The sequence below is a fragment of the Microbacterium proteolyticum genome, assembly GCF_014192415.1.
GTDB classification, from domain to species: Bacteria; Actinomycetota; Actinomycetes; order Actinomycetales; family Microbacteriaceae; genus Microbacterium; species Microbacterium proteolyticum.
In genome coordinates, this window is sequence record NZ_JACHXY010000002.1 from 574,999 (window position 1) to 597,768 (window position 22,770).

The window sequence follows — 22,770 nt, forward strand, 5'->3', positions numbered from 1 at the left end:
TACGATCGAGAAGCCATGAGCCGCCCCCCACTCGCCCGCGACGCCGTCCTCGATGCCTTCACGCGCATCCTCGTCGACGAGGGTGAACGCGCCGCGACGATGGACGCCACGGCACGCACAGCGGGCGTGTCCAAGGGTGGACTGCTCTACCACTTCAACTCCAAGAGCGCCCTCGAAGCCGCACTCGTGGAGCGCCTCGAACGCCTGGCGCAGGAAGACGTCGACGAGATCGAGAAGTCCGACGAGGGCGTCGTGGCCGCGCACCTCCGGTCGTCGCAGAACACCGGGTCTTCGCTCGATGTGACGATCCTCGCGGTGTCACGTCTGGCGCAGAACGGCAGTGACGCCGCCTCGGCATCACTGCGTCGCGTGCGAGAGCTGTGGGAGGAGAGCCTCCGCTCCCACACGCGCGACGAGACGGCGCTGCAGATGGTGCTGCTCGTCAGCGACGGGCTCTACTTCAACGCGGTGCTCGACCTGAACGCCGTACCCGGACCCCAGCTCGAGGGCGCGGACCTCGACGCGCTCATCGCCCGGGTCGTCGCCGCGACCACCTGACCCGCGCACGGCCCCCGTGGCCACGAGGGACCCTGCGCTGCGGATCGCCGGAACGTCTCCCGTGCATCCGCCCCGCGGCCTCCCACCCCCGGACGCACCAAATCGCGCGCGAGAGTCCGGGAGGACAGACCCGCGATGCGAAGCCCCGCACCACCCCCGATGCGCCAGGCGCCCCAAAGAAGAAGGAGGGGGCCGCTCTCGCGACCCCCTCCCCCACGCCGTCCGAGAACTCAGTCCTCGACGATGTCGATCTGCCGGAACAGGTCGGCGCCGACGGCCTCGCGCATGGCGCCGAGGATGTCGTCGGGCACCGGCGAGTCGACGGTGAGCACCGAGAGCGCCCGACCCGTGGCATCCGGGGCCGCCACCTGGAGACCGGCGATATTGATGCCCGCCTCGCCCAGCTTCTGGCCGTAGATGGCGACGATGCCGGGGCGGTCGGCGTAGCGCATGACAAGGTGATGCTTCTCGATGGGCACCTCGATGTCGTAGCCGTTGATCGCCACGACCTTGGGCACCATGCGCGTTCCTGCGAGCGTGCCCGCGACGGTGAGCGTCGAACCGTCGGCCAAGGTGCCGCGGAGGATCGTGATGTTGCGGTACAACGGGCTCTCGGCCTCGACGACCAGACGAGCCTCGACGCCGCGCTGCTCGGCGAACAACGGCGCGTTGACGTACGACACGCTCTCGCTGACGATGCGGCTGAAGTAACCCTTGAGTGCCGCGAGACGGTAGACGCTGACGTCGTACTGGGCGAGCTCGCCGCGCACCTCGATGTCGAGGCTGGTCAGGGCGCTGTCAGCCAGGCCGCTGAAGAACTGACCGAGCATCTCGACGAGCGCGATGCCGGGGCGCACGAACGGGTCGATGGCGCCACCGGCCACGTTCACGGCATCCGGAACGAGGTCGCCCTCGAGCGCGAGCTTGACGGAGCGTGCGACAGAGACGCCCGCCTTCTCCTGCGCCTCTTCGGTGCTGGCACCCAGGTGGGGCGTGACGACGACGTTGGGCAGATCGAGGAGCTTGCGCGCCGGTCCGCCCTCTACGGGGGGCTCGGACGAGAACACGTCGAGGCCGGCGCCGGCGATCTCGCCGGTGGTGAGGGCGTCGAACAGCGCGTCTTCGTCGATGAGTCCGCCGCGGGCGACGTTGATCACGTAAGCCGTCTTCTTCATCCGACGCAGCTGCTCGGCGCCGATCATCCCCGTTGTCTCGGGGGTCTTCGGCATGTGGATGGTGACGAAGTCGCTCTGCTCGAGGAGCTCGTCGAGCGAGACGAGCTGCACGCCGAGCTGCTGCGCACGGGCGGCGGTGACGTAGGGGTCGTACGCGATCACGCGCATGTCGAAGCCCTGCAGACGGGCGGCGATCAGCGCGCCGATCCGGCCGAGGCCGATGATGCCGATCGTCTTCTCGAACAGTTCGGTGCCGGTGAACGAGCTGCGCTTCCACAGACCCTGTGCGAGAGAGGCGTGGGCCGCGGGGATGCGACGCGCGAGGCTGAGCACATGCCCGACGGTCAGTTCGGCGGCGGAGATGATGTTCGACGTCGGCGCGTTGACGACCATCACGCCCGCCGCGGTGGCGGACTTGATGTCGACGTTGTCGAGGCCGACACCGGCGCGGGCGACCACCTTCAGCGACGGCGCCGCGGCGAGGGCCTCGGCGTCGATCTGCGTGGCCGAGCGCACCAGCACCGCGTGCGCGTCGGCGAGGGCCGACAGCAGCGCGGGGCGGTCGGTCCCATCGACGTTGCGCACGTCGAAGTCGGGGCCGAGCGCGTCGATCGTGGCGGGAGAGAGTTCTTCGGCGATGAGCACGACGGGCTTCGTCACGGATGCGTCCTTCGAAACGGTGCTGGGGACTGGCGCGCACCGTCGCACATCACCGGCGCGAGCCGGGCGCGCGACCCGTGCGGGCCGTCTGCCAGCCTAGCGCGGAGGTGACGACGCCCCCGACCGTGTGACGGCGGACGACGGATGCCGGAACCCCCGAGCCGTTAGTCGACGAGGCGAGGCGACATCCGCTCTGCCAGCAGCGACCGACCCGCCGTCGACCCCTACCGGCGCACGCCGACGCGGCGCGTCAGCCCCCGTACAGGCCGTACGACGTCGTTCCGTAGCCGACGATCGCCAGCCAGAACGCCGCCGACACCGTCAACCCGGCGAGCAGCACGATCGCGAACTCCCCCGCCCGACGCCGCGCCCCGATCGCGAAGGCGACGCCGAACGCGATGAGGGGGAACGCGATGGGCAGGATGTAGACGAACCACCCCAGACCGTTGAGCCCGAGGGGCCCGTTCACCTGCTGGATCAGAAGCGCGACCGAGCTCCACACGACGTAGGCGTAGAACAGGCCGAACACGCCGGCGATCGTCACGACCAGCCAGGTGGGGAGATGGCGGGTGCGCACGGTGTCGCTCATGCGAAAGCTCCCAACGACAGGAACGGCCAGGGAACGAGCAGCACGATCCCGAGAATCAGCAGCAGGAAACGCTGCCAGGTGCGCCACGACCGGGTCAGCGCGAGCACCGCGACGAACCAGACGAGGGGTGCGAGAGCGGCGCCGATCGTCAGCGCGATCAGGGTGACGGACGGGATGGGCAATCCCAGTCCCTGCAGCTGCAGTCCGGCGACGAGCCAGCCGACGGCGAAGAGCAGGAAGGTGGCGGCGACCATGCCGATGCCGATCAGGCCGGCGTTGCCCAGCGGCCTCGAGTGAGCGGCATCCGGTTCGTCGTCCTCGGACTCGACGTCGACGGCTTCCGGATGCCGCGCCGCCGGCGTCGCAGACGATGAACGGGGCTGCGGGGGCTCGGGAGCAGGCTGCAGCGGCTCCGGACCACGCGCTTCCCTGGCGCCGGGGGCTGCCGGGTCGGGCTCGGACGTCGAGGGAACAGCGCGACCGGGCGCGGCCTTGTCGCCGACGTCGAGCGTCGGGTCGTCGTCACCGCCCCAGGAGAGGGCGTCGTCATCGCGCGGAGTGCTCACGCGTCCACGCTAGCGGGGCTCCCCCGTCGCCGGCGCACGCCCCGCCGCACGGGCACCCGCGCGCCCCACCACATCCGACCTACGGCTCGGGCCCGGAACGACGAACGCCCCGCGGCCGGAGCCGCGGGGCGTTCAGGGTGAGCAACTCAGCGCGCGGCCGAGCCCTCGACGTAGTCGCTGTCCTGCTGCTTCCAGGCGAACAGGCCGCGAAGCTCCTTGCCGGTCGCCTCGATGGGGTGACCCTGCTCCTTCGCACGGAGCTCGAGGAACTCGGTGGCGCCGTTGTCCTGGTCGTCGATGAAGCGCTTCGCGAATGCGCCCGACTGGATGTCGGCGAGCACGGCCTGCATGCTCGTCTTGACCTCGGGCGAGATGACGCGGGGGCCGGAGACGTAGTCGCCGTACTCGGCGGTGTCGGAGATCGACCAACGCTGCTTGGCGATGCCGCCCTCCCACATGAGGTCGACGATGAGCTTGAGCTCGTGCAGAACCTCGAAGTAGGCGATCTGGGGCTGGTAGCCGGCCTCGACGAGGGTCTCGAAGCCGTACTGCACGAGGTGGCTCATGCCACCGCAGAGCACGGCCTGCTCGCCGAACAGGTCGGTCTCGGTCTCTTCGGTGAAGGTCGTCTTGATGACGCCGGCACGGGTGCCGCCGATGGCCTTCGCGTACGAGAGCGCGGTGTCCCAGGCCGAGCCCGAGGCGTCGCTCTCGACGGCGATGATGTCGGGGATGCCGCGGCCGGCGACGTACTCGCGACGCACGGTGTGACCGGGAGCCTTGGGGGCGACGAGGATCACGTCGACACCCTCGGGGGCGTCGATGTAGCCGAAGCGGATGTTGAAGCCGTGCGCGAAGGCGAGGGTCTTGCCCTCGGTCAGCTTGTCCTTGATCGAGTCGGCGAAGATCGAACGCTGGTGCTGGTCGGGCGCGAGGATCATGATGAGGTCGGCCCACTCGGCGGCGTCGGCGACGTTCTTGACCTCGAAGCCGTCTTCCTGCGCCTTGGCGGCCGACTTGGAGCCGTCCTTCAGCGCGATGACGACCTCGACGCCGGAGTCGCGCAGGTTCTGCGCGTGGGCGTGACCCTGCGAGCCGTAGCCGACGATCGCGACCTTCTTGCCCTGGATGATCGAGAGGTCGGCGTCGTCGTCGTAGAAGATCTCTGCCATGAGGATGTTTCTCCTTGAGTCAGGTCCCTGAGCGAGTCGAAGGGACCGGGGTTGTGGAACGTGTGAGGTGGAAGATGTCGGCCGCTCGACGAGGTCGAGGGTCGGAGAGGCTCAGCCGCGCAGGACGCGTTCGGTGATGCTCTTGCCGCCGCGGCCGACGGCGAGCAGGCCCGACTGCGCGAGCTCTTTCACGCCGAACGGCTCGATGGCCTTGAGGAACGCCCCGACCTTGCCCGAGTCGCCGGTGATCTCGATGACCATGGCGTCGGGGGCGTAGTCGACGACCGAGGCGCGGAACAGGTTCACCACCTCGACCACGTTCGAACGCGTGGCGTTGTCGGCGCGCACCTTCACGAGCACGTGCTCGCGCTGCACGGATGCCGCGGGGTCGAGCTCGACGATCTTGATGACGTTGATGAGCTTGTTCAGCTGCTTGGTCACCTGCTCGAGTGGCAGTCCCTCGACGTCGACGACGACCGTGATGCGCGAGAGTCCGGGCACCTCGGTGACGCCGACGGCGAGCGACTCGATGTTGAAGCCGCGTCGGGCGAAGAGACCCGCGACGCGGGTCAGAAGGCCGGGTTTGTCTTCGACCAGGAGACTCAGAACGTGACGGGACATCTCAGTCCTCCTGGTCGTTGAAGGTGGGCGAGTGATCGCGCGCGTACTGGACGTAGCTGTTGCTGACGCCCTGCGGCACCATGGGCCACACCATCGCGTCGGCGCTCACGACGAAGTCGATCACGACCGGGCGGTCGTTGGTGTCGAGTGCGAGCTGGATGGCGGCGTCGATCTCGTCTTCCTTCTCGACGCGGATCCCCAGGCACCCGTACGCCTCCGCCAGCTTGACGAAGTCGGGGATGCGGCGCGTTCCGTGGCCCGTGTTCAGGTCGGTGTTGGAGTGGCGGCCGTCGAAGAACAGCGTCTGCCACTGGCGCACCATGCCGAGGGAGGAGTTGTTGATGATCGCGACCTTGATGGGGATGTCGTTGATGACGCAGGTCGCGAGCTCCTGGTTGGTCATCTGGAAGCACCCATCGCCGTCGATCGCCCACACCGCACGCTCGGGCTGGGCCACCTTGGCGCCCATGGCCGCGGGCACCGCGTAACCCATGGTGCCGGCACCGCCGGAGTTCAACCATGCGTTGGGACGCTCGTACTTGATGAACTGCGCCGCCCACATCTGGTGCTGGCCGACTCCCGAGGCGTAGACGCCCTCGGGTCCGGTCATCTCGCCGATGCGCTGGATGACGTACTGCGGCGAGAGGAGTCCGTCGGTGGTCGGCGTGTAGCCGAGGGGGAACTCCTCGCGGAGACCGTTCAGGTAGGTCCACCACTCGGTGTAGTCGTGCGCGGTCTCGGCGTCGGCCGTGCGGAAGGCGGCCTCGAGGTCGACGAGGACCTCGCGCAGGTCGCCCACGATCGGCACGTCGGCGGTGCGGATCTTGGAGATCTCGGCGGGGTCGATGTCGACGTGCACGACCTGCGCGTTCGGCGCGAACAGCGCCGCTTTGCCGGTCACTCGGTCGTCGAAGCGGGCTCCGAGCGAGACGATGAGGTCGCTCTCCTGCAGGGCGAGGACCGCGGGCACGGTGCCGTGCATGCCGGGCATGCCGAGGTGCTGCTGGTGGGAGTCGGGGAAGGCTCCCCGCGCCATCAGCGTGGTGACCACGGGAGCGCCGGTCGCCTCGGCGAGCACCTTGAGCTCAGCCGACGCGTTCGAGCGGATCGCGCCACCACCGACGTAGAGCACGGGCTTCTTGGCGGTGGTCAGCAGGTGGGCCGCAGCCTGGATCTGCTTGCCGTGCGCCTTGGTGACCGGACGGTAGCCGGGCAGGTCGATCTTGGGCGGCCATACGAAGGGCGCCTCGGCCTGCTGCGCGTCTTTCGTGATGTCGACGAGGACGGGACCGGGACGGCCGGTCGAGGCGATCTCGAACGCCGCGGCGATGGCACCGGGGATCTCGTCTGCCGACTTCACCAGGAACGAGTGCTTGGTGATGGGCATCGTGATGCCGACGATGTCGGCCTCCTGGAAGGCGTCTGTGCCCATGAGGGTGGAGAACACCTGGCCGGTGATGCACACCAGCGGCACCGAGTCCATGTAGGCGTCGGCGATCGCGGTGACGAGGTTGGTCGCGCCGGGGCCGGACGTCGCGATGGCCACGCCGACGCGTCCGGACGCCGCGGCGTACCCCTCGGCCGCGTGGCCGGCGCCCTGCTCGTGGCGCACGAGGATGTGACGGACGTGCTCATCGTCCATGAGCGGGTCGTAGACGGGCATGATCGCGCCGCCCGGCAGACCGAAGACGTCGGTCACACCCAGCAGGTCGAGCGAGCGGACGACCGCCTGCGCACCCGTCATCATGGGCGCCGGTGCCGTTCGAGCGGGCGGGCGGGGAATGGCCGCGGTGGGGGAATCGATGGACATGGGAGTACCTCGAGAACCAGGAGAGGGTGAAAGGGGGACGGCCGTCAGCCCGTGACCGCGCCCTCCGCGGCGGAGTGCACGAGCTTGGAGTACTTGGCCAGAACGCCACGGGTATAGCGCGGGGGAAGCGGTTCCCAGCCGTTACGGCGGGAACTCAGCTCGGCGTCATCGACGATCAAGTCGAGAGTGCGAGCGGCGATATCGACCCGTATCAGATCACCATCGCGCACGAAGGCGATGGGACCTGCGTCCACCGCTTCGGGAGCTATGTGGCCGATGCAGAGGCCGGTTGTGCCGCCTGAGAATCGACCGTCCGTCAAGAGTAGTACATCTTTTCCGAGTCCCGCGCCCTTGATGGCCGCCGTGATGGCGAGCATCTCGCGCATACCGGGGCCGCCCTTGGGGCCCTCGTAGCGGATGACGACGACGTCGCCGGCCTGGATCCGGCCCGCCTCGAGGGCATCCATGGCGGCGCGCTCGCGCTCGAACACGCGGGCGGGTCCTTCGAAGACGTTCCCGTCGAAGCCCGCCGACTTCACGACCGCGCCCTCGGGGGCCATGGAGCCGTGCAGGATCGTGATGCCACCCGTCGCGTGGATCGGGTTGTCGAAGGTGTGGATGACCGTGCCGTCGATGGGGTCGGGGTTCAGATCGGCGAGGTTCTCGGCGAGCGTCTTGCCCGTGACCGTCAGCGCGTCGCCGTGCAGGAGGCCCTCGTCGAGCATCGCCTTCATGATGACCGGGATGCCGCCCTGGCGGTCGACGTCGTTCATGACGTACTTGCCGAACGGCTTCATGTCGGCGACGTGCGGCGTCTTGTCGCCGATGCGGTTGAAGTCGTGCAGCGACAGCTCGACCTCGGCCTCTCGGGCGATGGCGAGCAGGTGCAGCACGACGTTCGTCGAGCCGCCGAGCGCCATGGCGAGGGCGATGGCGTTCTCGAACGCCTCTTTCGTCAGGATGTCGCGGGTGGTGATCCCCTGACGCAGCAGGTTGACGACGGCCTCGCCCGAGCGGTGGGCGAAGTAGTCGCGACGACGGTCTGCCGACGGCGGGGCGGCGGAGCCGGGAAGGCTGAGTCCGAGCGCCTCCGCCACCGACGCCATGGTGTTGGCCGTGTACATGCCACCGCACGCGCCCTCGCCGGGGGCGAAGGAGCACTCGATGCGCTTGAGGTCGGCCTCGCTCATGCGTCCCGCGAGGCACGCACCGACTCCCTCGAAGGAGTCGATGATCGTGATCTCCTTCTCGGTACCGTCGGAGAGTTTGACCCACCCCGGAGCGATGGAGCCGGCGTAGAGGAAGACGCTGGAGAGGTCGAGACGAGCGGATGCCATGAGCATGCCGGGGATCGACTTGTCACAGCCGGCGAGCAGGACGGAACCGTCGAGGCGCTCGGCCATCATGACGGTCTCGACGCTGTCGGCGATGACCTCGCGCGAGACGAGGGAGAAGTGCATGCCCTCGTGGCCCATCGAGATGCCGTCGGAGACGGAGATGGTGCCGAACTGCAACGGGTATCCGCCGCCGGAGTGCACACCCTCTTTCGCGCCCTGCGCGAGGCGGTCGAGGCTGAGGTTGCAGGGGGTGATCTCGTTCCAGCTCGACGCGATGCCGATCTGGGGCTTGTCCCAGTCGTCGTCGCCCATGCCGACGCCGCGAAGCATGCCGCGCGAGGTCGTGGCTTCGATGCCATCGGTGATGACGCGACTGCGGGGCTTGATGTCGAACTCGCCGGTGTTCGGATTCTGCGGTGCGGGCATCCTCGAAGTCTATTGCGCGCGCACGTCCCCCCGATGCGCCACAGGCGATGAACGACGGATTAATCACCGTGTGCAGGGGTACCCAGGGGCCCAGGATGCAGGCGCGACCCGGCGGGGACGCCCGTCACGCCCCGTGCGCTCGGCGCAGGCGCGCCACGTCCTCCAGCACGGCGACGAACGCGGCGATGTCATCGACGCGGAGGGTGGCCGCGGTCGCTCCCTCGCCGACCCGGATGCCGAGGTCCTGCGGCCCCAGAGAACGCAACGCATCTTCATCGGTGACGTCGTCACCGGCGAACAGCACGGCCGACGCCCCGACGCGCTCACGGAGACGTGCGATTGCGGAGTCCTTGCCCTCGTGGCGGAACGCGAACTCGAGGATGTCGTGTCCCGTGCGGCGACGCCACGTGGGCGCGTGCGCGCCGACCAATGCATCGACGAGGTCTCGCGCCGCACGGGCGGTCGCGGCATCCGCGGTGCGCGTGTGCACGCCGAGGCCGTATTCCTTCGGCTCGATCCAGACGCCGTCCATCTCACCGGTGCCCGTGGTCGCCTCTCGCTGCAGGCGGTCGCGCAGCGCGAGGACGTCGGTGTCGTCGGGGGTCTCTTCGACACCGGTGCCGGGCACCCAGAACTGCGCGCCGTGCGAACCCGCGAGCCAGACCGGCGAGTCGTCGGCGTGCTCGGAGATCTCGCGCAGGTCGCCGAGCGACCGGCCGGAGACCAGCGCGACGACCGTGCGCGGTAGTGCCGCGAGCTCATCGAGGACCGCACGTGCTGCAGGCGTCATGCGCGCCGACATGGGCTCGTCGACCAGCGGCGACAGCGTGCCGTCGAAGTCGAGCGCGATGAGGAGGGTGTCGGTGGTGGCGACGGCCTCGACCGTCGCGTCGGCGGCGGTCATTCGGCATCCCCCCGATCGTCGTCGGAACGGGCCTCGACCTCGGCGGCCGCTGCGCGGGACGAGCGGTCGTGGAAAGCCGACAACGCCTCGAGGAAACCGCGCGACCAATCCTCGACGTCGTGCTCGCGGACGCGCCGCCGCAGGGTGCGCATACGCCGGCCCTGCTCGGCGGCGGGCATGTCGACCGCGCGGATGATGGCATCCTTCAGTCCGTCGATGTCGTGCGGGTTGATGAGCAGTGCGCTGCCCATCTCGTCGGCGGCCCCGGCGAACTCGCTCAGCACCAGCACGCCGCGGTTGTCGATGCGGCTGGCGACGTACTCCTTGGCGACGAGGTTCATGCCGTCGCGCAGCGCCGTGACGAGCATGACGTCGGCGGCGAGGAACAGCGCCACCATCTCTTCGCGCGGGTAGGACTGGTGCAGATAGCGGATCGCGGTGTGCGTGGTCGTGTCGTAGTCGCCGTTGATACGCCCGACCGTCATCTCGATCTCGTCACGCAGTTGCATGTAGGCGTCGACGCGCTCGCGGCTGGGGCTCGCGACCTGCACGAGGGTGGCGTCCTCGACCGTCGCCCGGCCGTCTTCGAGCACTTCGCCCCACGCCTTGAGGCGGTGACGGATGCCCTTGGTGTAGTCGAGCCGGTCGACGCCCAGCAGGATCTTGCGGGGATTGCCGAGTCCCTCGCGGATCTCCTTGGCGCGCTGTTGGATGTCGGGCCGCTGGGCCAGCTCGATGTACGACTCCGCGTCGATCGAGATGGGGAACGCCTTCGCCAGGGCGACGCGCGTGCCGCCCTCGCCGTCGGGCACCAGGATGCCGCTGGCCTTGGTCTCGTAGCGCAGCTGACGACGAACGGCCCGGGCGAAGTTGCCCGCGTCGGCCACGCGTTGGAAGCCGATGACGTCGGCCCCGAGGAGACCCTCGAGCACCTGCTTGCGCCACGGCAGCTGGGAGTAGAGGCCATAGGCGGGGAACGGGATGTGATGGAAGTACCCGATCGTGACGTCGGGGCGCAGCTCCCGCAGCAGCTTCGGCACGAGCTGCAGCTGGTAGTCCTGCACCCAGACGATCCCGCCCTCGGCCGCGACCGCTGCGGCCGCGTCGGCGAAGCGCTTGTTGACCTTGACGTAGGCGTCCCACCACGCGCGCTTGTACGTGGGCGGCGAGATCACGTCGTGGTAGAGCGGCCAGATGGTGTCGTTCGAGAAGCCTTCGTAATACAGCTGCACGTCGGAGGCCGAGAGCGTGACGGGTACGAGGTGCATGTCGTCGAAGACGAACGGCTCGACGTCGACGTCGGCCTGGCCGGCCCACCCCACCCACGCACCGTCGGCGCTGCGCATGACGGGTTCGAGGGCGGTCACGAGTCCGCCTGGGGAGCGCCGCCATCCCTCTCCATCAGGGGTGCGGTCGACGGGCAGTCGGTTCGCGACGACGACGAAATCGGCCTGGGTCACAGGTCCTCCTCGGGGATCGTCCTCAGGCTAACAGCGGGCCGGATCCGGATCCGGGGGCTGGACGCCGGCGTCAGAACCGGTCGTCGCCGTCGAAACGCTTCGACGCGACGGGTGCAGCCGCGCGCACCCTTCAGCAAGAGGGGCACGGGCGGGTGTCAAGGAGGAGACGTCGATGGACCGCGGGTCGGTAGGTTGGGCATATGCGGCAGTACATCTTCGGAACGGGTCTTCTCAGTGCGATCACCGGCGGCATCACGCTGCTGCGCGCACTGCGCAACGACGAGCCCTTCACGTGGCGCACGGCGCTGGCGTGGCTGAGCTGGGGCATCACCCTGGCGTTGGCCGTCGGCGCAGTCGTCGACACGCGTCGCGCCCGCCGCGGCAAGGTCATCTCGGGCGACTCACCTGTGTCGAAGAAGCAGCAGAAGCTGCTGAAGAAGCGCCTGAGCTGAGTTCGACGCCGGAGCACCGGCACTCCCGCACCTCCTCACCGGATGCCACGGCCCCGTCGCCGTGGCATCCGTCTGTGCGTCACCGCGTGAGGATGAGCGCGTCGCCCTGTCCGCCCCCGCCGCACAGCGCCACCGCCGCCGTTCCGCCGCCCCGGCGGATGAGTTCGTGGACGGCGTGCACGACCAGGCGCGTGCCGGATGCACCGATGGGGTGACCGAGCGCGATGCCGCCGCCGTGCGGATTCACCACGTCGTCGGCCAGGCCCAGTTCGGCCTGGGAGCGGGCGACCACGGCACCGAACGCCTCGTTGATCTCGACCATGTCGAGGTCGGCGGCCGAGATGCCCTGCTTCTGCAGCGCGCGCTCGATCGCGCGAGCGGGCTGCTCGTGCAGGGAGTTGTCGGGACCGGCGACCTGACCCGAGGCGCCGACGACGGCGAGCACGTCCCACCCGTTCTCGGTAGCGACCGCGCGCGTGGTCACGACCACCGCGGCCGCGCCGTCGCTGATCTGCGAGGCGTTGCCCGCCGTGATCGACCCGCCCTCGGCGAACGCGGGGCGCAGCTTCGCGAGCGTCTCGACGGTGGTGTCGTCGCGGATCCCCTCGTCGACGGTGACGAGGACCGGGTCGCCCTTTCGCTGAGGGATGCCGACGGGCACGATCTCCGCGTCGAACAGCCCGGCGTCGCGGGCTGCGGCCGCGCGCTGGTGCGATCGGGCGGCCACAGCATCCTGCTGCTCGCGCGTGACGTCGAATCGGGAGTTCGCGCGCTCGGTCGATGCCCCCATGCTCTCGCGGTCGTAGACGTCGGTCAGCCCGTCGTGGGCGAGATGGTCGAGCACCTCGACCGAGCCGTAGGCGTAGCCCTTGCGGGAGTTCATCAGCAGGTGCGGGGCGCGCGTCATCGACTCCATGCCGCCGGCGATCACGACCGAGGCGTCACCGACGCGGATCATGCGCGCCGCGTCGATGACGGCGGTGAGCCCCGACAGGCAGACCTTGTTGACGGTCGCCGCGTGCACGTCCCAGCCGACACCGGCCGCGATCGCGGCCTGCCGTGCCGCATTCTGACCCGCGCCCGCCTGCAGCACCTGTCCCATGAGCACGGCGTCGACGAGCGCGGCGGGTACGCCCGCTCGCTCGAGGGCGCCGTCGATCGCGGCTCCGCCGAGTTCGACGGCCGTCAGGCCCGCGAGCTGTCCGTTGAGCCGCCCCTGCGGGGTACGTGCGGCGGCCACGATGACGATGTCGTTCTCAGCGCTCATGCGTTCTCGATCTCCTCGGTGAGTCTCACGGTCAGCGGGGGCTCGGTGGCGTCCCGCACCTCGTCGACGCCGACGCCCGGGGCGAGCTCGACGAGCACCAGTCCATCCTGCGTCACGTCGATGACGGCGAGGTCGGTGATGATGCGATCGACGACGCCCCGTCCGGTGAGCGGAAGCGAACACTGGGCGACGATCTTGGGCGAGCCGTCTTTGGCGACGTGCTCCATCAGCACGATCACACGGGCGGCGCCGTGCACGAGATCCATCGCGCCGCCGGGGCCCTTGACCATCTTCCCCGGGATCATCCAATTGGCCAGATCTCCGGATGCCGACACTTGCATCGCCCCGAGGATGGCGGCGTCGATCTTGCCGCCGCGGATCATGCCGAAGCTCAGTGCCGAGTCGAAGAAGGCGGCACCCGCGAGGGCCGTCACGGTCTCTTTGCCGGCGTTGATGAGGTCGGCGTCCACAGAATCTTCGGTCGGATAGGGACCGACGCCGAGGATGCCGTTCTCGGATTGCAGTACCACCGTGATCCCGTCGGGCACATGGTTGGGGACGAGGGTCGGCAGGCCGATGCCGAGGTTCACGTAGGCGCCGTCGGCGAGTTCGCGGGCGGCGCGGGCCGCCATCTCCGTGCGGGACAGGGGCATGTCAGATCTCCTTGACGATCGTCGCCGGTGCTGCAGGACGAGGGCGGGGAACGTGTCGAGGGGAGCAGAGCCCGCTCACCGCGCGCCCCCGCTCACCGTGCGCTTCTCGATGCGCTTCTCGACGTCGCCGACCTCGACGAGGCGGTGCACGAACACTCCGGGCAGGTGCACGGCATCCGGATCGATCTCACCCGGCTCGACGAGGTGCTCGACCTGCACGATGCAGGTGCGTCCGGCCATCGCGGCGAGCGGATTGAAGCTGCGAGCGGCCTTGCGGAAGACGAGGTTGCCGTGGCGGTCGCCCTTCCAGGCGTGCACGAGGGCGAAGTCCGTGATGATCGCCTCCTCGAGGACGAAGTCACGGGGCTCGCCGCGCACGTCGAAGCTCCGCACGTCTTTCGCGGGCGACGCCACGGCGATGCCGCCGGCGCCGTCGTAGCGGCGGGGCAGCCCGCCCTCGGCGACCTGCGTGCCGACACCCGTCTGGGTGTAGAACGCGGCGATGCCCGCGCCACCGGCGCGCAGCTTCTCGGCCAGCGTGCCCTGCGGGGTGAGCTCGAGTTCGAGTTCGCCCGTGAGGAACTGCCGCTCGAACTCCTTGTTCTCACCTACGTACGACGAGGTCATCTTGCGGATGCGACCGGCCCCGAGCAGGATGCCGAGCCCCCAGTCGTCGACCCCGCAGTTGTTCGACACGACGGACAGGTCGTGCGTCCCCTGCGCGAGCAGCGCCTCGATGAGGGCGATGGGGTTTCCGGAGAGGCCGAACCCTCCGACGGCGAGCGAGGCTCCGTCGGGGATGTCGGCGACGGCATCGGCCGCCGACGGCCAGGTCTTGTCGATCACGCGCACTCCTTCGAACAGCGGTGATCCCATGCTGCGGTGGCTCCCGCGCGCGCACGCAGCGACATCTTGCGATGTGGATAGGACGGCGCGTAGCGTCCACATGGTGGACACCTCTTCCGGATCGGCACCTCGCGTCAGCGTCCCCGGCGCGCAGGTCATCGCGCGTGCGGCGCATCTTCTGCGCCTGGTGACCGCCGCGGGCGACACGGGCGCCGTCGTGGGCGATCTCGCGCGCGACGCCGATCTGACCCGCCCCACGGTGCACCGCCTCCTCACCGCGCTGCGCGCGGAGGGACTGGTCGACCGCGACGATGTCTCGGGACGATGGCTGCCGGGCCCGGAGTTGTATCTGATGGGAAGCGTCGCGGCATCCCGATTCGACGTCACCGCCACCGCGCGCGACATCGTGCGCTCGCTGGCCGTGCGTACGGAAGAGAGCGCGTTCCTCTCGGTTCGGCGCGGCGATGAGACCGTCTGCCTGCTGCGCGAGGACGGAAGCTTTCCCATCCGCTCCTTCGTCCTGTCGGAGGGCATACGGTTCCCACTCGGTGTCGCGTCGGCGGGGTTGGCGATCCTCGCGTTCCTGCCGCCCCAGGATGTGGACGCGTACCTGGAGCGGCATCCGGAGCTGGCGGAGCGGTGGGGGGCATCGCACTCCCCCGCACGACTGCGCACGCGCATCTCCGATACGAAGGTTCGCGGCTACGCCGTCAATCCGGGGCTGATCGTCGAGGGCAGCTGGGGTCTGGGGGCGGCGGTGTTCACGCGCTCGGGTGACCCGCAGTGGGCGTTGAGTGTGACCGGGGTCGAGTTCCGGTTCGGCGGTGAGCGCCTCGCCGAGCTGGGTCGGGTCGTTCTGGCGCACGCGCATCAGCTGTCGACGCGGATCGCCGCGCGCTCGTAACTCCCCGCATGTAGATACCTTGGGTATATACCGGAGGTATGCTTTTCGGATGACCCGCGACGACGATCTGCAGAGACTCCTGCTCGCGGTGCACGCCCTCACGCGCATCGCGGCCATCGACACCCAGAACGACGCCCCTGCGGCGCAGTGGCGCACGCTGACGCTGCTGCGTGACCACGGACCGCAGCGCCTCGGTGATCTCGCGACGCTGAGTCGCGTCACGCAGCCGGGCATGACCCGACTGGTGCGCCAGATGGATGCCGCGGGCCTCGTCGAGCGCGCCGCGCACCCGAGCGATTCGCGCGTCAGTGTGATCCGCGCGACCGCAGAAGGCCTGGCCGCTCTGGCCGGCTGGTTCGAGCAATTCCGCGCAGCGCTCGCGCCGCACGTCGCCGACCTGTCGGAAGCGGAATGGGATGCCGTCGGCGTCGCCGCCTCGGCTCTCTCCCTGCGCGTGGGCCTCGTACCCGTCGCGCCTTTCACCCACGAACAGAAGGAGGTCGTCCGGTGAGTGCCGACACCGCAGCACCCCGCATCTGGAAGCAGCCCGCGCAAGTGTGGGCCGTCGCGTTCGCGTGCGTCGTGGCCTTCATGGGCATCGGGCTCGTCGATCCCATCCTTCCGGCCATCGCCGAATCGTTGCAGGCGAGCCCCGTCGAGACCGAGCTGCTGTTCACGAGCTACCTCGTCGTGACGGGTCTCGCGATGCTCGTGACGAGCTGGATCTCGAGCCGGATCGGCGCGAAGGCGACGCTCCTGGTCGGTCTGGCGCTCATCGTGGTCTTCGCACTCCTGTGCGCCCTGAGCGGCAGCGTCGACGCGATCATCGGTTTCCGTGCCGGGTGGGGACTCGGAAATGCGCTGTTCATCTCGACCGCGCTCGCCACCATCGTCGGGGCGGCGTCGGGGGGCAGTTCCGCGGCGATCATCCTGTACGAAGCCGCTCTCGGCCTCGGCATCGCCGTCGGACCCCTGCTGGGCGGCATCCTGGGCGAGGTGAGCTGGCGAGGACCGTTCTTCGGCGTCGTCGGGCTCATGGCCATCGCGTTCGTCGCGGTCATGCTCCTGCTTCGCGGGCCCACTCCCGAGCGCACGCCGCTGGCGTTCAGTGCACCGTTCCGTGCTCTGGGTCGACCCGCGCTGGCGATCCTCGCCGCGACCGCACTGTTCTACAACATCGGCTTCTTCACGCTGCTGGCGTTCTCGCCCTTCCCGCTCGGCTTCGGCGCGATGGGCATCGGGCTGACGTTCTTCGGGTGGGGTCTGGGCCTGGCGATCACGAGCGTGTGGGTCGCGCCGCTGCTGTTGCGGCGCCTGCGGCTGACGACGGTTCTGCTCATCGCCCTGCCGCTGCTCGCCCTCGATCTCGTCGTCGCCGCGTTCGTGGTGTCGTCGGCCGCGGCCCTGGTCGCCTGCATCGTGGTCGGTGGTCTCGTGCTCGGCGTGGTCAACACCGCGCTCACCGAGGCGGTGATGGAGGCGACCGACCTGCCGCGTTCAGTGGCGTCGTCGGCGTACTCCGCCGTGCGTTTCCTCGGCGGCGCCGTCGCTCCCCCACTCGCCGCCCTGCTGTGGCACGCCTTCAACGCGGGCGTTCCGTACATCATGGCGGCCGTGTCGGTCGTGATCGCGAGCCTGTGCATCGTCCTCGGACGCCCTCTTCTCGCCCACATCGACGGTGCGCACCCGGATGCCGCCGACGAGGGCGCCGCGGTGCTGGTGGGCGACGCGGCCTGACGCGACAGCTGCCGAACCGGCGGTGAGGCGCCGGATGTCGACACCGATCGGAGACCGATCGGCGCGGCATCCGGCGCCTCACCGTGCAGGCGTCAGCCCCAGATGGCGGCCAGGCGTTCGGCCGTCGGTACGGGCGCGAGCTCGTCGAGGTCGTCGAGCGTCATCGGCTCGAGCTTGCTGAACCCGCGGTCGCCCTTGGTGCTCTCGGACGCCTCGACCTCGGAGAACGAGTACGACGGCGAGACGCTACCGGCGACGGTGGACGTGTCCATCGCGAGGTCCGACCATGTTCCGTGCAGGGAGTTGGCGGCGAGGACCGGCTGACCGCCCTCGTAGACGGGGTAACGCTGCTGGCTGGTCTTGCCGCCGACGACGAGGGTGTTGCGGATCTCGCCGCCGTTGTTGCTGCCCGCGATGATGCCCTGGTTGGACGACGCGAAGACAGCCGAGTCCTCGATCACGATGTCGGTCATCGTGCCGTTGCCCGAGGTCGTCACGAACTGGATCGTGTCGGTATGGGCGTTGGAGCCACGGGCCTTGTAGTGCGGGGCGGCGTACAGACCCGAGAAGGTCAGACCGTCGATGTCGTAGCCGTCGGCGGACTTCACCTCCATACGGTCGTACCCGGCGCCCTCGGCCGCTTCGGTGCCTGCCACCACTTCGACCACGTCTGCGTCGCTGACACCGCGGCCGCCGTTGGCGGTGACGAGGAGCGTGCCGACCGTGGTGTACCCGAAGCCGAAGGACTCGACGTTGCGCAGCATCACCGACGTCGAACCCATGTCGATTCCGACGATCGACACCCCGCGGACGCCGACGAAGGCGATCCCCTTGTCTCCGGCGGTCTTGACCGTTCCGACACCGTCGCACGCGTCGACCAGGATGCGGGAAGCACGGTTGGCGTTGCCCACGTCTTGGAGGACGCCCTTGGCGCTGGATCCCGAACCGTTGCCGCCCGTGATCGTGCCCGGCGAGACGCAGATGACCACGTCGTCCGAGGTCTTGGCCTCCGCGTTGATCGCCGCGGAGATCGCGGCCCAGGTGGGCTTCACCTGCACCACGCGCGCCTCACTGGCTCGGGGGGTGTTCTCGGGCCAGTGGGTGCCGTCGGGGCCGACGGCGCTGACGGGCCCGGCAGGGTCGGGCTCGGGCGCAGCCGGCTCGACCGGCGTCGGCGTCGGTGCGGGTGCAGTCGGGTCCGGCTCGGTCGGCTCGGTGGGCGTTTCGGGCACGGACTCGAGGTCGGGCTCGGGGGTGAAGGCGATGTCGACGAGGCCACTCGCGGTCTGCCCGATGGTGGGGAATCCGGCGGAGGCCTTGTACACGCCGGCCTTCGCGGGCGTGGCGATGCCGTTGGTCGTCTTCGCCTCGGTGAAGAAGTTCTCGATCGCGGGAATGCGGCCGTCGTTGTCGAGCACGCTGACGGTGTACGTGACATCCGCATCGAGATCGAGCGCGAGCGGGACGGTTCGCCAGCCCACCGCGGCCACGGGATTGACCGGGGCCTGGGCCAGAAGGACGCCGGTGGATGACCAGACCGACGCGCTGACGACGCCCGAGTTGGGCGCGTTCTGGTAAAAGCGCACGGCGGACAGGGCGCCCGACTCCTCGGGCGAGAAGGTGAAGCCGACCTCCAGTGGACCGGGGACGGGCATCGCGGGAACCTGCGGTCGGGCGCTGTCGGGGTGAAGTCCGACGGGCCCGGTCACCGCGGCGACGCTGGGCGTTGCGCTACCGGCGACGAGCGCTGCCGAAACGGCGAGGGTCGTGAGGATCAGGGTGCGTCGGTGGCGGGCGGACGAACGGGACGGAACACCGGAGGCGGCGTTGAGTTCCATGGGCGCATTGTGCTTTCGGCTCGAGCTCAGGGTGCGCATTGTTTCTTTAACGCCCCGCGGCGGGTGCAAATGTCAGGACCGCTGCGGCGCAGCAGAAACGACCTTATACCCGCACCATTACGGGTGGATTAAGAATGGACCGCGACGAGGTCCGATTCGAGCCCCCGAACGTGTCGGGCGACCCTACCGACGGTGAATACTGTCGGAACTACCGCGCCGTCCGGTGGGCGGTACGTAGGTGTCCTGGGCGGATGCCGCCCCTCGACCGGCGAGCAACCCGCGGCAGGACGCCGAACGCGCTATTGACACCGCATTGTGGCGTGCCACAAGATAGCGGTAACTCGGTCGTTCGGATACGAAAGCAAGAGCAATAGCGTCATTCGACGATCCCCCTGCGAACGTGCGATGAGAATGAACCGCGCCGGCCGCCGTCAGATAGAAACGACTGCGCCACTGTAGCGAGAACTTTTCCGCCCAATCGAGCATCTCCGACGCAATTCACCCGCGGGCTCAGCAAATGTCATCCCTTGACGAACGACGACATCCCATGCGGTGCGAACCGCGGAGGCCCGGCAGGACGACAACCCTCCCGTGCCCGTCGGCCACCGAGGCGGGTCCCCCCGACGAAGCGACTACCGAGCGTCGGAACCAGTAGTCGCGCACCGTGGAACGACGGAAGCCCGGCATCTCATCTCGCGACGAGAAACCGGGCTTCCTGGGTGGTGCACCCCCTGGGACTTGAACCCAGAACCCACTGATTAAGAGTCAGTTGCTCTGCCGATTGAGCTAGAGGTGCGTTCCGTTTCGGTCCGAAACTTGCGTCCCGAACCGAGGGATTACGTTACCAGGAGTGGCGTGGGCACGCCAAATCGGCCGCCGTTCGACCGTATCCTTGAGCCGTGTCCCCGATCGAAGCGACGCCTCCGACCCTCACCGACGACCTCGCCCTCGCCCTGCGCTTGGCCGACGCCGCCGACGACGTAGCGATGCGCCGCTTCGACGCGGCCGACCTCCTCGTCGACACCAAGCCCGACCGCACGCACGTGACCGAGGCCGACCTCGCAACCGAGCGGGCGATCCGCGCGATCCTCGATGCCGAGAGGCCGGACGACGCCGTTCTGGGCGAGGAGTACGGCTCTTCCGGCGACACCGCTCGCCGTTGGGTCATCGACCCCATCGACGGCACGCACAACTACATGCGGGGGATCCCGGTGTGGGCGACGCTGATCGCCCTCTCCGTCGACGGCGTCCCCCAGGTCGGCGTCGTGAGTCAGCCCGCGATCGGGCGTCGCTGGTGGGCCGCCGCCGGTCACGGCGCCTGGACGACCACGGCATCGGGTGAAACCCGCAGCATCCGCGTGTCGAGCGTGGATGAGATCGGCGCCTCGAGCATCAGCTTCCAGAGCATCCAGCAGTGGGACGGTGTGGAGCTGGTGCCCGCGCTCGAGCGACTGGCGCGCGCAGTCTGGCGCGACCGTGCCTACGGCGACGCGCTGCCGTACATGTGGCTCGCCGAGGGCCGGCTCGAACTCGTCGCCGAGTTCGACGTGAAGGAGTACGACCTCGCCGCGATCGCCCCCATCGTGCGGGAGGCCGGCGGCCGCTTCACCGCCTTCGACGGCTCGGACCGTGTCGACGCGGGGTCGTCGTTCGCGACCAACGGTGTCTTGCACGACGACTTCCTCGCTCTGCTGCACGGCGAGGACCCCCGGTGACCGACACGCGTCGGCGCGCCGCGTGGGCGACGACAGGGGCGCTCCTCGCTGCGGTGGTGCTCACCGCCTGCACCGGCCCCGCGCCGGAAGCCGTGCCGAGCGTCGCCGAGTCCGCGGCGGGCCCCACCATCGAGGCACCCGAGACGACGGCGACACCGGCGTCCGAGACGCCCGACCCGACGTGCGAGAACATCATCCCGCAGGCGACCGCCGACGACTTCACGAGCATCGGCTGGGTCACGCAGCAGGAGCCCTTCCGCATCGGTGCGATCGAGCTCGAGGACGGCATCCAGTGCAAATGGGGCGATCAGAAGATCGCGTCCGACCGCGTCCAGATCTTCGGGTGGGCCCCGATCGACGAGGCCACGGCGGCCACGGCGCAGAAAGAGCTCGTGGCCTCCGGCTGGAAGGTCGAACTCGAGGACGACGGCACTTATGTCACCGAGAACCCGGAATGGCTCGGTGGTCGTGGCGTCGACGGATACGGCCTGACCTACTTCTTCGGCGACGGCTTCGTGAAACTCGCCGACACGCGGCAGAGCCTGATTCTCGTCGACACCCCGCGATGACCGTCGGGGCGCCCGCCCCCTCGGTTCAGCGGTACGGGTTGACAGCCGCGGAATCCCGAGCCGCGGCGAAGCCCTCGTCCCATGCGTCGCCGCGCGCCTCGACGGAGCGCCACAGTTCGTCGGCACGCAGCACGCGCGCGGCGAACGCGACCCATTCATTCCATCCCGCGGTGATCCCGGATGCCGCGTCGACGGCGTCGCCGCGCGACGCGGCGGTCCAGGTGGAGGCGTCGGGCGTGGGAGCCAGGTGGAAGGGGCCGACGTCGATGCGGAGCGCGCGGGGGTCAGGCATGCTCCGACGCTAGACGCCCCCGCGGGGCCGGAACAAGCGTCACCGCCGCTCGAGGGACCCCTGCTCGCGTAGGCTCGACCCTCGTGGCTATCGGCTCGACCATTCACACCTTCACGGTGCAGCTATCCGACGTCGATCGCGGCGTGTACGACGAGCTGCAGCTGCGGGTCGCTCGGCATCCATCCGAGACCGCGCCCTACATGCTCACCCGCGTGCTGGCGTACTGCCTCGAGTACGAGGAGGGCATCGGCTTCAGCGAGGGCGTCGCCGCCACCGACGAACCGGCCGTCATGGTCAGGGACCTCACCGGAGCGCTCGTGGCGTGGATCGAGGTCGGCGCACCGGATGCCGCACGGCTCCACACTGGCAGCATGAAGGCCGAGCGCGTCGCCGTCTACACCCACCGCGACCCCGACAAGGTCTCGGCGGTCTGGGCGGGCAAGCGCATCCACCGGGCCGACGAGGTGCTGCTGCACAGCTTCGACCCCGGGTTCATCGAGCGCGTGGCCGAGGGTCTCGAGCGCCGCAGCACCGCCACTCTGACCCGCACCGAGGGTCGCGTGTACTTCGAGCTCAACGACGTCTCGGGGGAGAGCGACATCCACACCCGCAGCGCCGGCTGAGTCGACGCGGCGCGGCTCGAGCGAGCACCACGCGGCCTGAGCGAACGCGGGCGCATGCGGGGCGCCTGCTCGACCGTCGGAGCGGGTAGGGCGCAGACGGGTGGCCGACACGCAAGAAGCCCCCACCCCTGCCGAAACGGGCGGGAGCGGGGGCTTCTTGCGTGCAACTCTTCGTGACAACGGCTCGTGGAGCTGGGGGGAATCGAACCCCCGTCCAACGCTGGGTCTCCGCGTTTTCTCCGGGCGCAGTCTGTGCAGACGTTCTACTCGGCTCCGACCTTTGTCACAGACACCTAAGTCGACGAGCCCAGCCTGGGAAAAGTCCCGCGTGACGTCCAGACGCCGTCACACAGCAAGACCCCTAAATGACGCCAGAATCCGTGGCGGGGTCACACACGGTCTGACGGACTATCGGGCTCGCTTACGCAGCGAGGGCGAAGTCAGTGCGCTTAGCATCGGCACTTATTGTTTTGCAGGGAGCGTTTACGAGATAACCCCACATCCTCGGCCCGCTTTCTCGCGGGTTCGCAGGCGCTGTCGAAACCGATCAGCCCCGTGAACTCCGTGAAGGAGCGGCCGTTGTCACGCTGTTGAGT

The 22,770-nt window shown here is 69.1% G+C and carries 22 protein-coding genes, 1 tRNA gene and 1 other RNA gene; 8 read left to right on the top strand and 16 right to left on the bottom strand.

Features of this window, described 5'->3' with window-relative positions:
• Positions 1 to 15: 15 nt before the first annotated feature.
• On the top strand, positions 16 to 558 hold the full coding sequence (locus FHS07_RS11105; RefSeq protein WP_183419955.1) for a TetR/AcrR family transcriptional regulator: 543 nt from the start codon (positions 16 to 18) through the stop codon (positions 556 to 558).
• Between the two features lie 230 nt (positions 559 to 788).
• Here the strand turns inward: FHS07_RS11105 and serA are convergent, their stop codons facing one another.
• From serA to FHS07_RS11150, 9 genes are all read right to left on the bottom strand, one after another.
• The gene (gene serA, locus FHS07_RS11110) at positions 789 to 2,393 is read right to left on the bottom strand and encodes a phosphoglycerate dehydrogenase (protein ID WP_183419956.1); all 1,605 of its coding nucleotides are present in this window, start codon (positions 2,391 to 2,393) and stop codon (positions 789 to 791) included.
• A 250-nt stretch (positions 2,394 to 2,643) separates the two neighbouring features.
• Entirely contained in the window at positions 2,644 to 2,982 is a 339-nt protein-coding gene (locus FHS07_RS11115) for a bacitracin resistance protein (RefSeq protein ID WP_183419957.1), read from the bottom strand.
• Entirely contained in the window at positions 2,979 to 3,548 is a 570-nt protein-coding gene (locus FHS07_RS11120; protein WP_183419958.1) for an ABC-2 family transporter permease, read from the bottom strand. The genes FHS07_RS11115 and FHS07_RS11120 overlap by 4 nt, the downstream gene beginning before the upstream one ends.
• 146 nt (positions 3,549 to 3,694) lie before the next feature.
• A complete protein-coding gene (ilvC, locus tag FHS07_RS11125) occupies positions 3,695 to 4,720 on the bottom strand; it encodes a ketol-acid reductoisomerase (protein ID WP_183419959.1) in 1,026 nt (341 codons plus the stop codon).
• A 111-nt stretch (positions 4,721 to 4,831) separates the two neighbouring features.
• Positions 4,832 to 5,341, bottom strand: coding sequence for an acetolactate synthase small subunit (gene ilvN, locus FHS07_RS11130; RefSeq protein ID WP_055953948.1), 510 nt, complete (start codon positions 5,339 to 5,341; stop codon positions 4,832 to 4,834).
• A 1-nt stretch (position 5,342) separates the two neighbouring features.
• Positions 5,343 to 7,151, bottom strand: coding sequence for an acetolactate synthase large subunit (locus FHS07_RS11135; RefSeq protein WP_183419960.1), 1,809 nt, complete (start codon positions 7,149 to 7,151; stop codon positions 5,343 to 5,345).
• A gap of 44 nt (positions 7,152 to 7,195) precedes the next feature.
• Positions 7,196 to 8,914 (bottom strand): dihydroxy-acid dehydratase, encoded by a 1,719-nt coding sequence (gene ilvD / locus FHS07_RS11140; RefSeq protein WP_183419961.1) that lies wholly within the window; start codon positions 8,912 to 8,914, stop codon positions 7,196 to 7,198.
• Positions 8,915 to 9,038: 124 nt separating this feature from the next.
• Complete coding sequence (otsB, locus tag FHS07_RS11145) at positions 9,039 to 9,818, bottom strand: trehalose-phosphatase (RefSeq protein WP_183419962.1); 780 nt, start codon at positions 9,816 to 9,818, stop codon at positions 9,039 to 9,041.
• Positions 9,815 to 11,278, bottom strand: coding sequence for a trehalose-6-phosphate synthase (locus tag FHS07_RS11150; protein WP_183419963.1), 1,464 nt, complete (start codon positions 11,276 to 11,278; stop codon positions 9,815 to 9,817). Before FHS07_RS11150 ends, otsB begins: the two co-directional genes overlap by 4 nt.
• Positions 11,279 to 11,478: 200 nt before the next feature.
• Here FHS07_RS11150 and FHS07_RS11155 point away from each other — a divergent pair, with 200 nt between their 5' ends.
• Entirely contained in the window at positions 11,479 to 11,730 is a 252-nt protein-coding gene (locus tag FHS07_RS11155) for a cytochrome c-type biogenesis protein (RefSeq protein ID WP_183419964.1), read from the top strand.
• Between the two features lie 79 nt (positions 11,731 to 11,809).
• Here the strand turns inward: FHS07_RS11155 and FHS07_RS11160 are convergent, their stop codons facing one another.
• The 3 genes from FHS07_RS11160 to FHS07_RS11170 form a co-directional block, all read right to left on the bottom strand.
• A complete protein-coding gene (locus FHS07_RS11160) occupies positions 11,810 to 12,997 on the bottom strand; it encodes an acetyl-CoA C-acetyltransferase (protein WP_183419965.1) in 1,188 nt (395 codons plus the stop codon).
• Positions 12,994 to 13,650: a CoA transferase subunit B gene (locus FHS07_RS11165; protein ID WP_183419966.1), complete on the bottom strand. Its 657-nt coding sequence runs from the start codon at positions 13,648 to 13,650 to the stop codon at positions 12,994 to 12,996. Before FHS07_RS11165 ends, FHS07_RS11160 begins: the two co-directional genes overlap by 4 nt.
• Positions 13,651 to 13,725: 75 nt before the next feature.
• Positions 13,726 to 14,496 carry a 3-oxoacid CoA-transferase subunit A gene (locus FHS07_RS11170; protein WP_183419967.1) on the bottom strand — a complete coding sequence of 257 codons (771 nt, stop codon included), beginning with the start codon at positions 14,494 to 14,496 and terminating at the stop codon, positions 13,726 to 13,728.
• A 100-nt stretch (positions 14,497 to 14,596) separates the two neighbouring features.
• On the opposite strand from FHS07_RS11170, the gene FHS07_RS11175 reads away from it, so the two are divergent.
• Genes FHS07_RS11175 through FHS07_RS11185 form a run of 3 tightly spaced genes read left to right on the top strand, consistent with a single transcriptional unit; the run spans position 14,597 to position 17,137 of the window.
• Positions 14,597 to 15,400: an IclR family transcriptional regulator gene (locus FHS07_RS11175; RefSeq protein WP_183419968.1), complete on the top strand. Its 804-nt coding sequence runs from the start codon at positions 14,597 to 14,599 to the stop codon at positions 15,398 to 15,400.
• Positions 15,401 to 15,449: 49 nt separating this feature from the next.
• Complete coding sequence (locus tag FHS07_RS11180; RefSeq protein ID WP_183419969.1) at positions 15,450 to 15,911, top strand: MarR family winged helix-turn-helix transcriptional regulator; 462 nt, start codon at positions 15,450 to 15,452, stop codon at positions 15,909 to 15,911.
• Entirely contained in the window at positions 15,908 to 17,137 is a 1,230-nt protein-coding gene (locus tag FHS07_RS11185) for an MFS transporter (protein ID WP_343054688.1), read from the top strand. The genes FHS07_RS11180 and FHS07_RS11185 overlap by 4 nt, the downstream gene beginning before the upstream one ends.
• A 92-nt stretch (positions 17,138 to 17,229) precedes the next feature.
• Here the strand turns inward: FHS07_RS11185 and FHS07_RS11190 are convergent, their stop codons facing one another.
• Positions 17,230 to 18,975, bottom strand: a complete 1,746-nt coding sequence (locus tag FHS07_RS11190) for a DUF4082 domain-containing protein (protein ID WP_183419971.1) — start codon at positions 18,973 to 18,975, stop codon at positions 17,230 to 17,232.
• Positions 18,976 to 19,695: 720 nt separating this feature from the next.
• Positions 19,696 to 19,771: transfer RNA gene (locus FHS07_RS11195), tRNA-Lys, on the bottom strand.
• Positions 19,772 to 19,883: 112 nt separating this feature from the next.
• On the opposite strand from FHS07_RS11195, the gene FHS07_RS11200 reads away from it, so the two are divergent.
• Both FHS07_RS11200 and FHS07_RS11205 read left to right on the top strand, forming a co-directional pair.
• Positions 19,884 to 20,690, top strand: a complete 807-nt coding sequence (locus tag FHS07_RS11200) for an inositol monophosphatase family protein (RefSeq protein ID WP_425488158.1) — start codon at positions 19,884 to 19,886, stop codon at positions 20,688 to 20,690.
• Complete coding sequence (locus FHS07_RS11205; RefSeq protein WP_183419973.1) at positions 20,687 to 21,259, top strand: RAD23 family protein; 573 nt, start codon at positions 20,687 to 20,689, stop codon at positions 21,257 to 21,259. Before FHS07_RS11200 ends, FHS07_RS11205 begins: the two co-directional genes overlap by 4 nt.
• A 25-nt stretch (positions 21,260 to 21,284) precedes the next feature.
• Here the strand turns inward: FHS07_RS11205 and FHS07_RS11210 are convergent, their stop codons facing one another.
• On the bottom strand, positions 21,285 to 21,551 hold the full coding sequence (locus FHS07_RS11210; protein ID WP_183419974.1) for a hypothetical protein: 267 nt from the start codon (positions 21,549 to 21,551) through the stop codon (positions 21,285 to 21,287).
• Positions 21,552 to 21,634: 83 nt separating this feature from the next.
• Here FHS07_RS11210 and FHS07_RS11215 point away from each other — a divergent pair, with 83 nt between their 5' ends.
• The gene (locus tag FHS07_RS11215) at positions 21,635 to 22,174 is read left to right on the top strand and encodes a YaeQ family protein (protein ID WP_183419975.1); all 540 of its coding nucleotides are present in this window, start codon (positions 21,635 to 21,637) and stop codon (positions 22,172 to 22,174) included.
• Between the two features lie 184 nt (positions 22,175 to 22,358).
• Here FHS07_RS11215 and ssrA read toward each other — a convergent pair.
• Positions 22,359 to 22,729, bottom strand: a transfer-messenger RNA (tmRNA) gene (gene ssrA, locus FHS07_RS11220).
• Between the last annotated feature and the right edge of the window lie 41 nt (positions 22,730 to 22,770).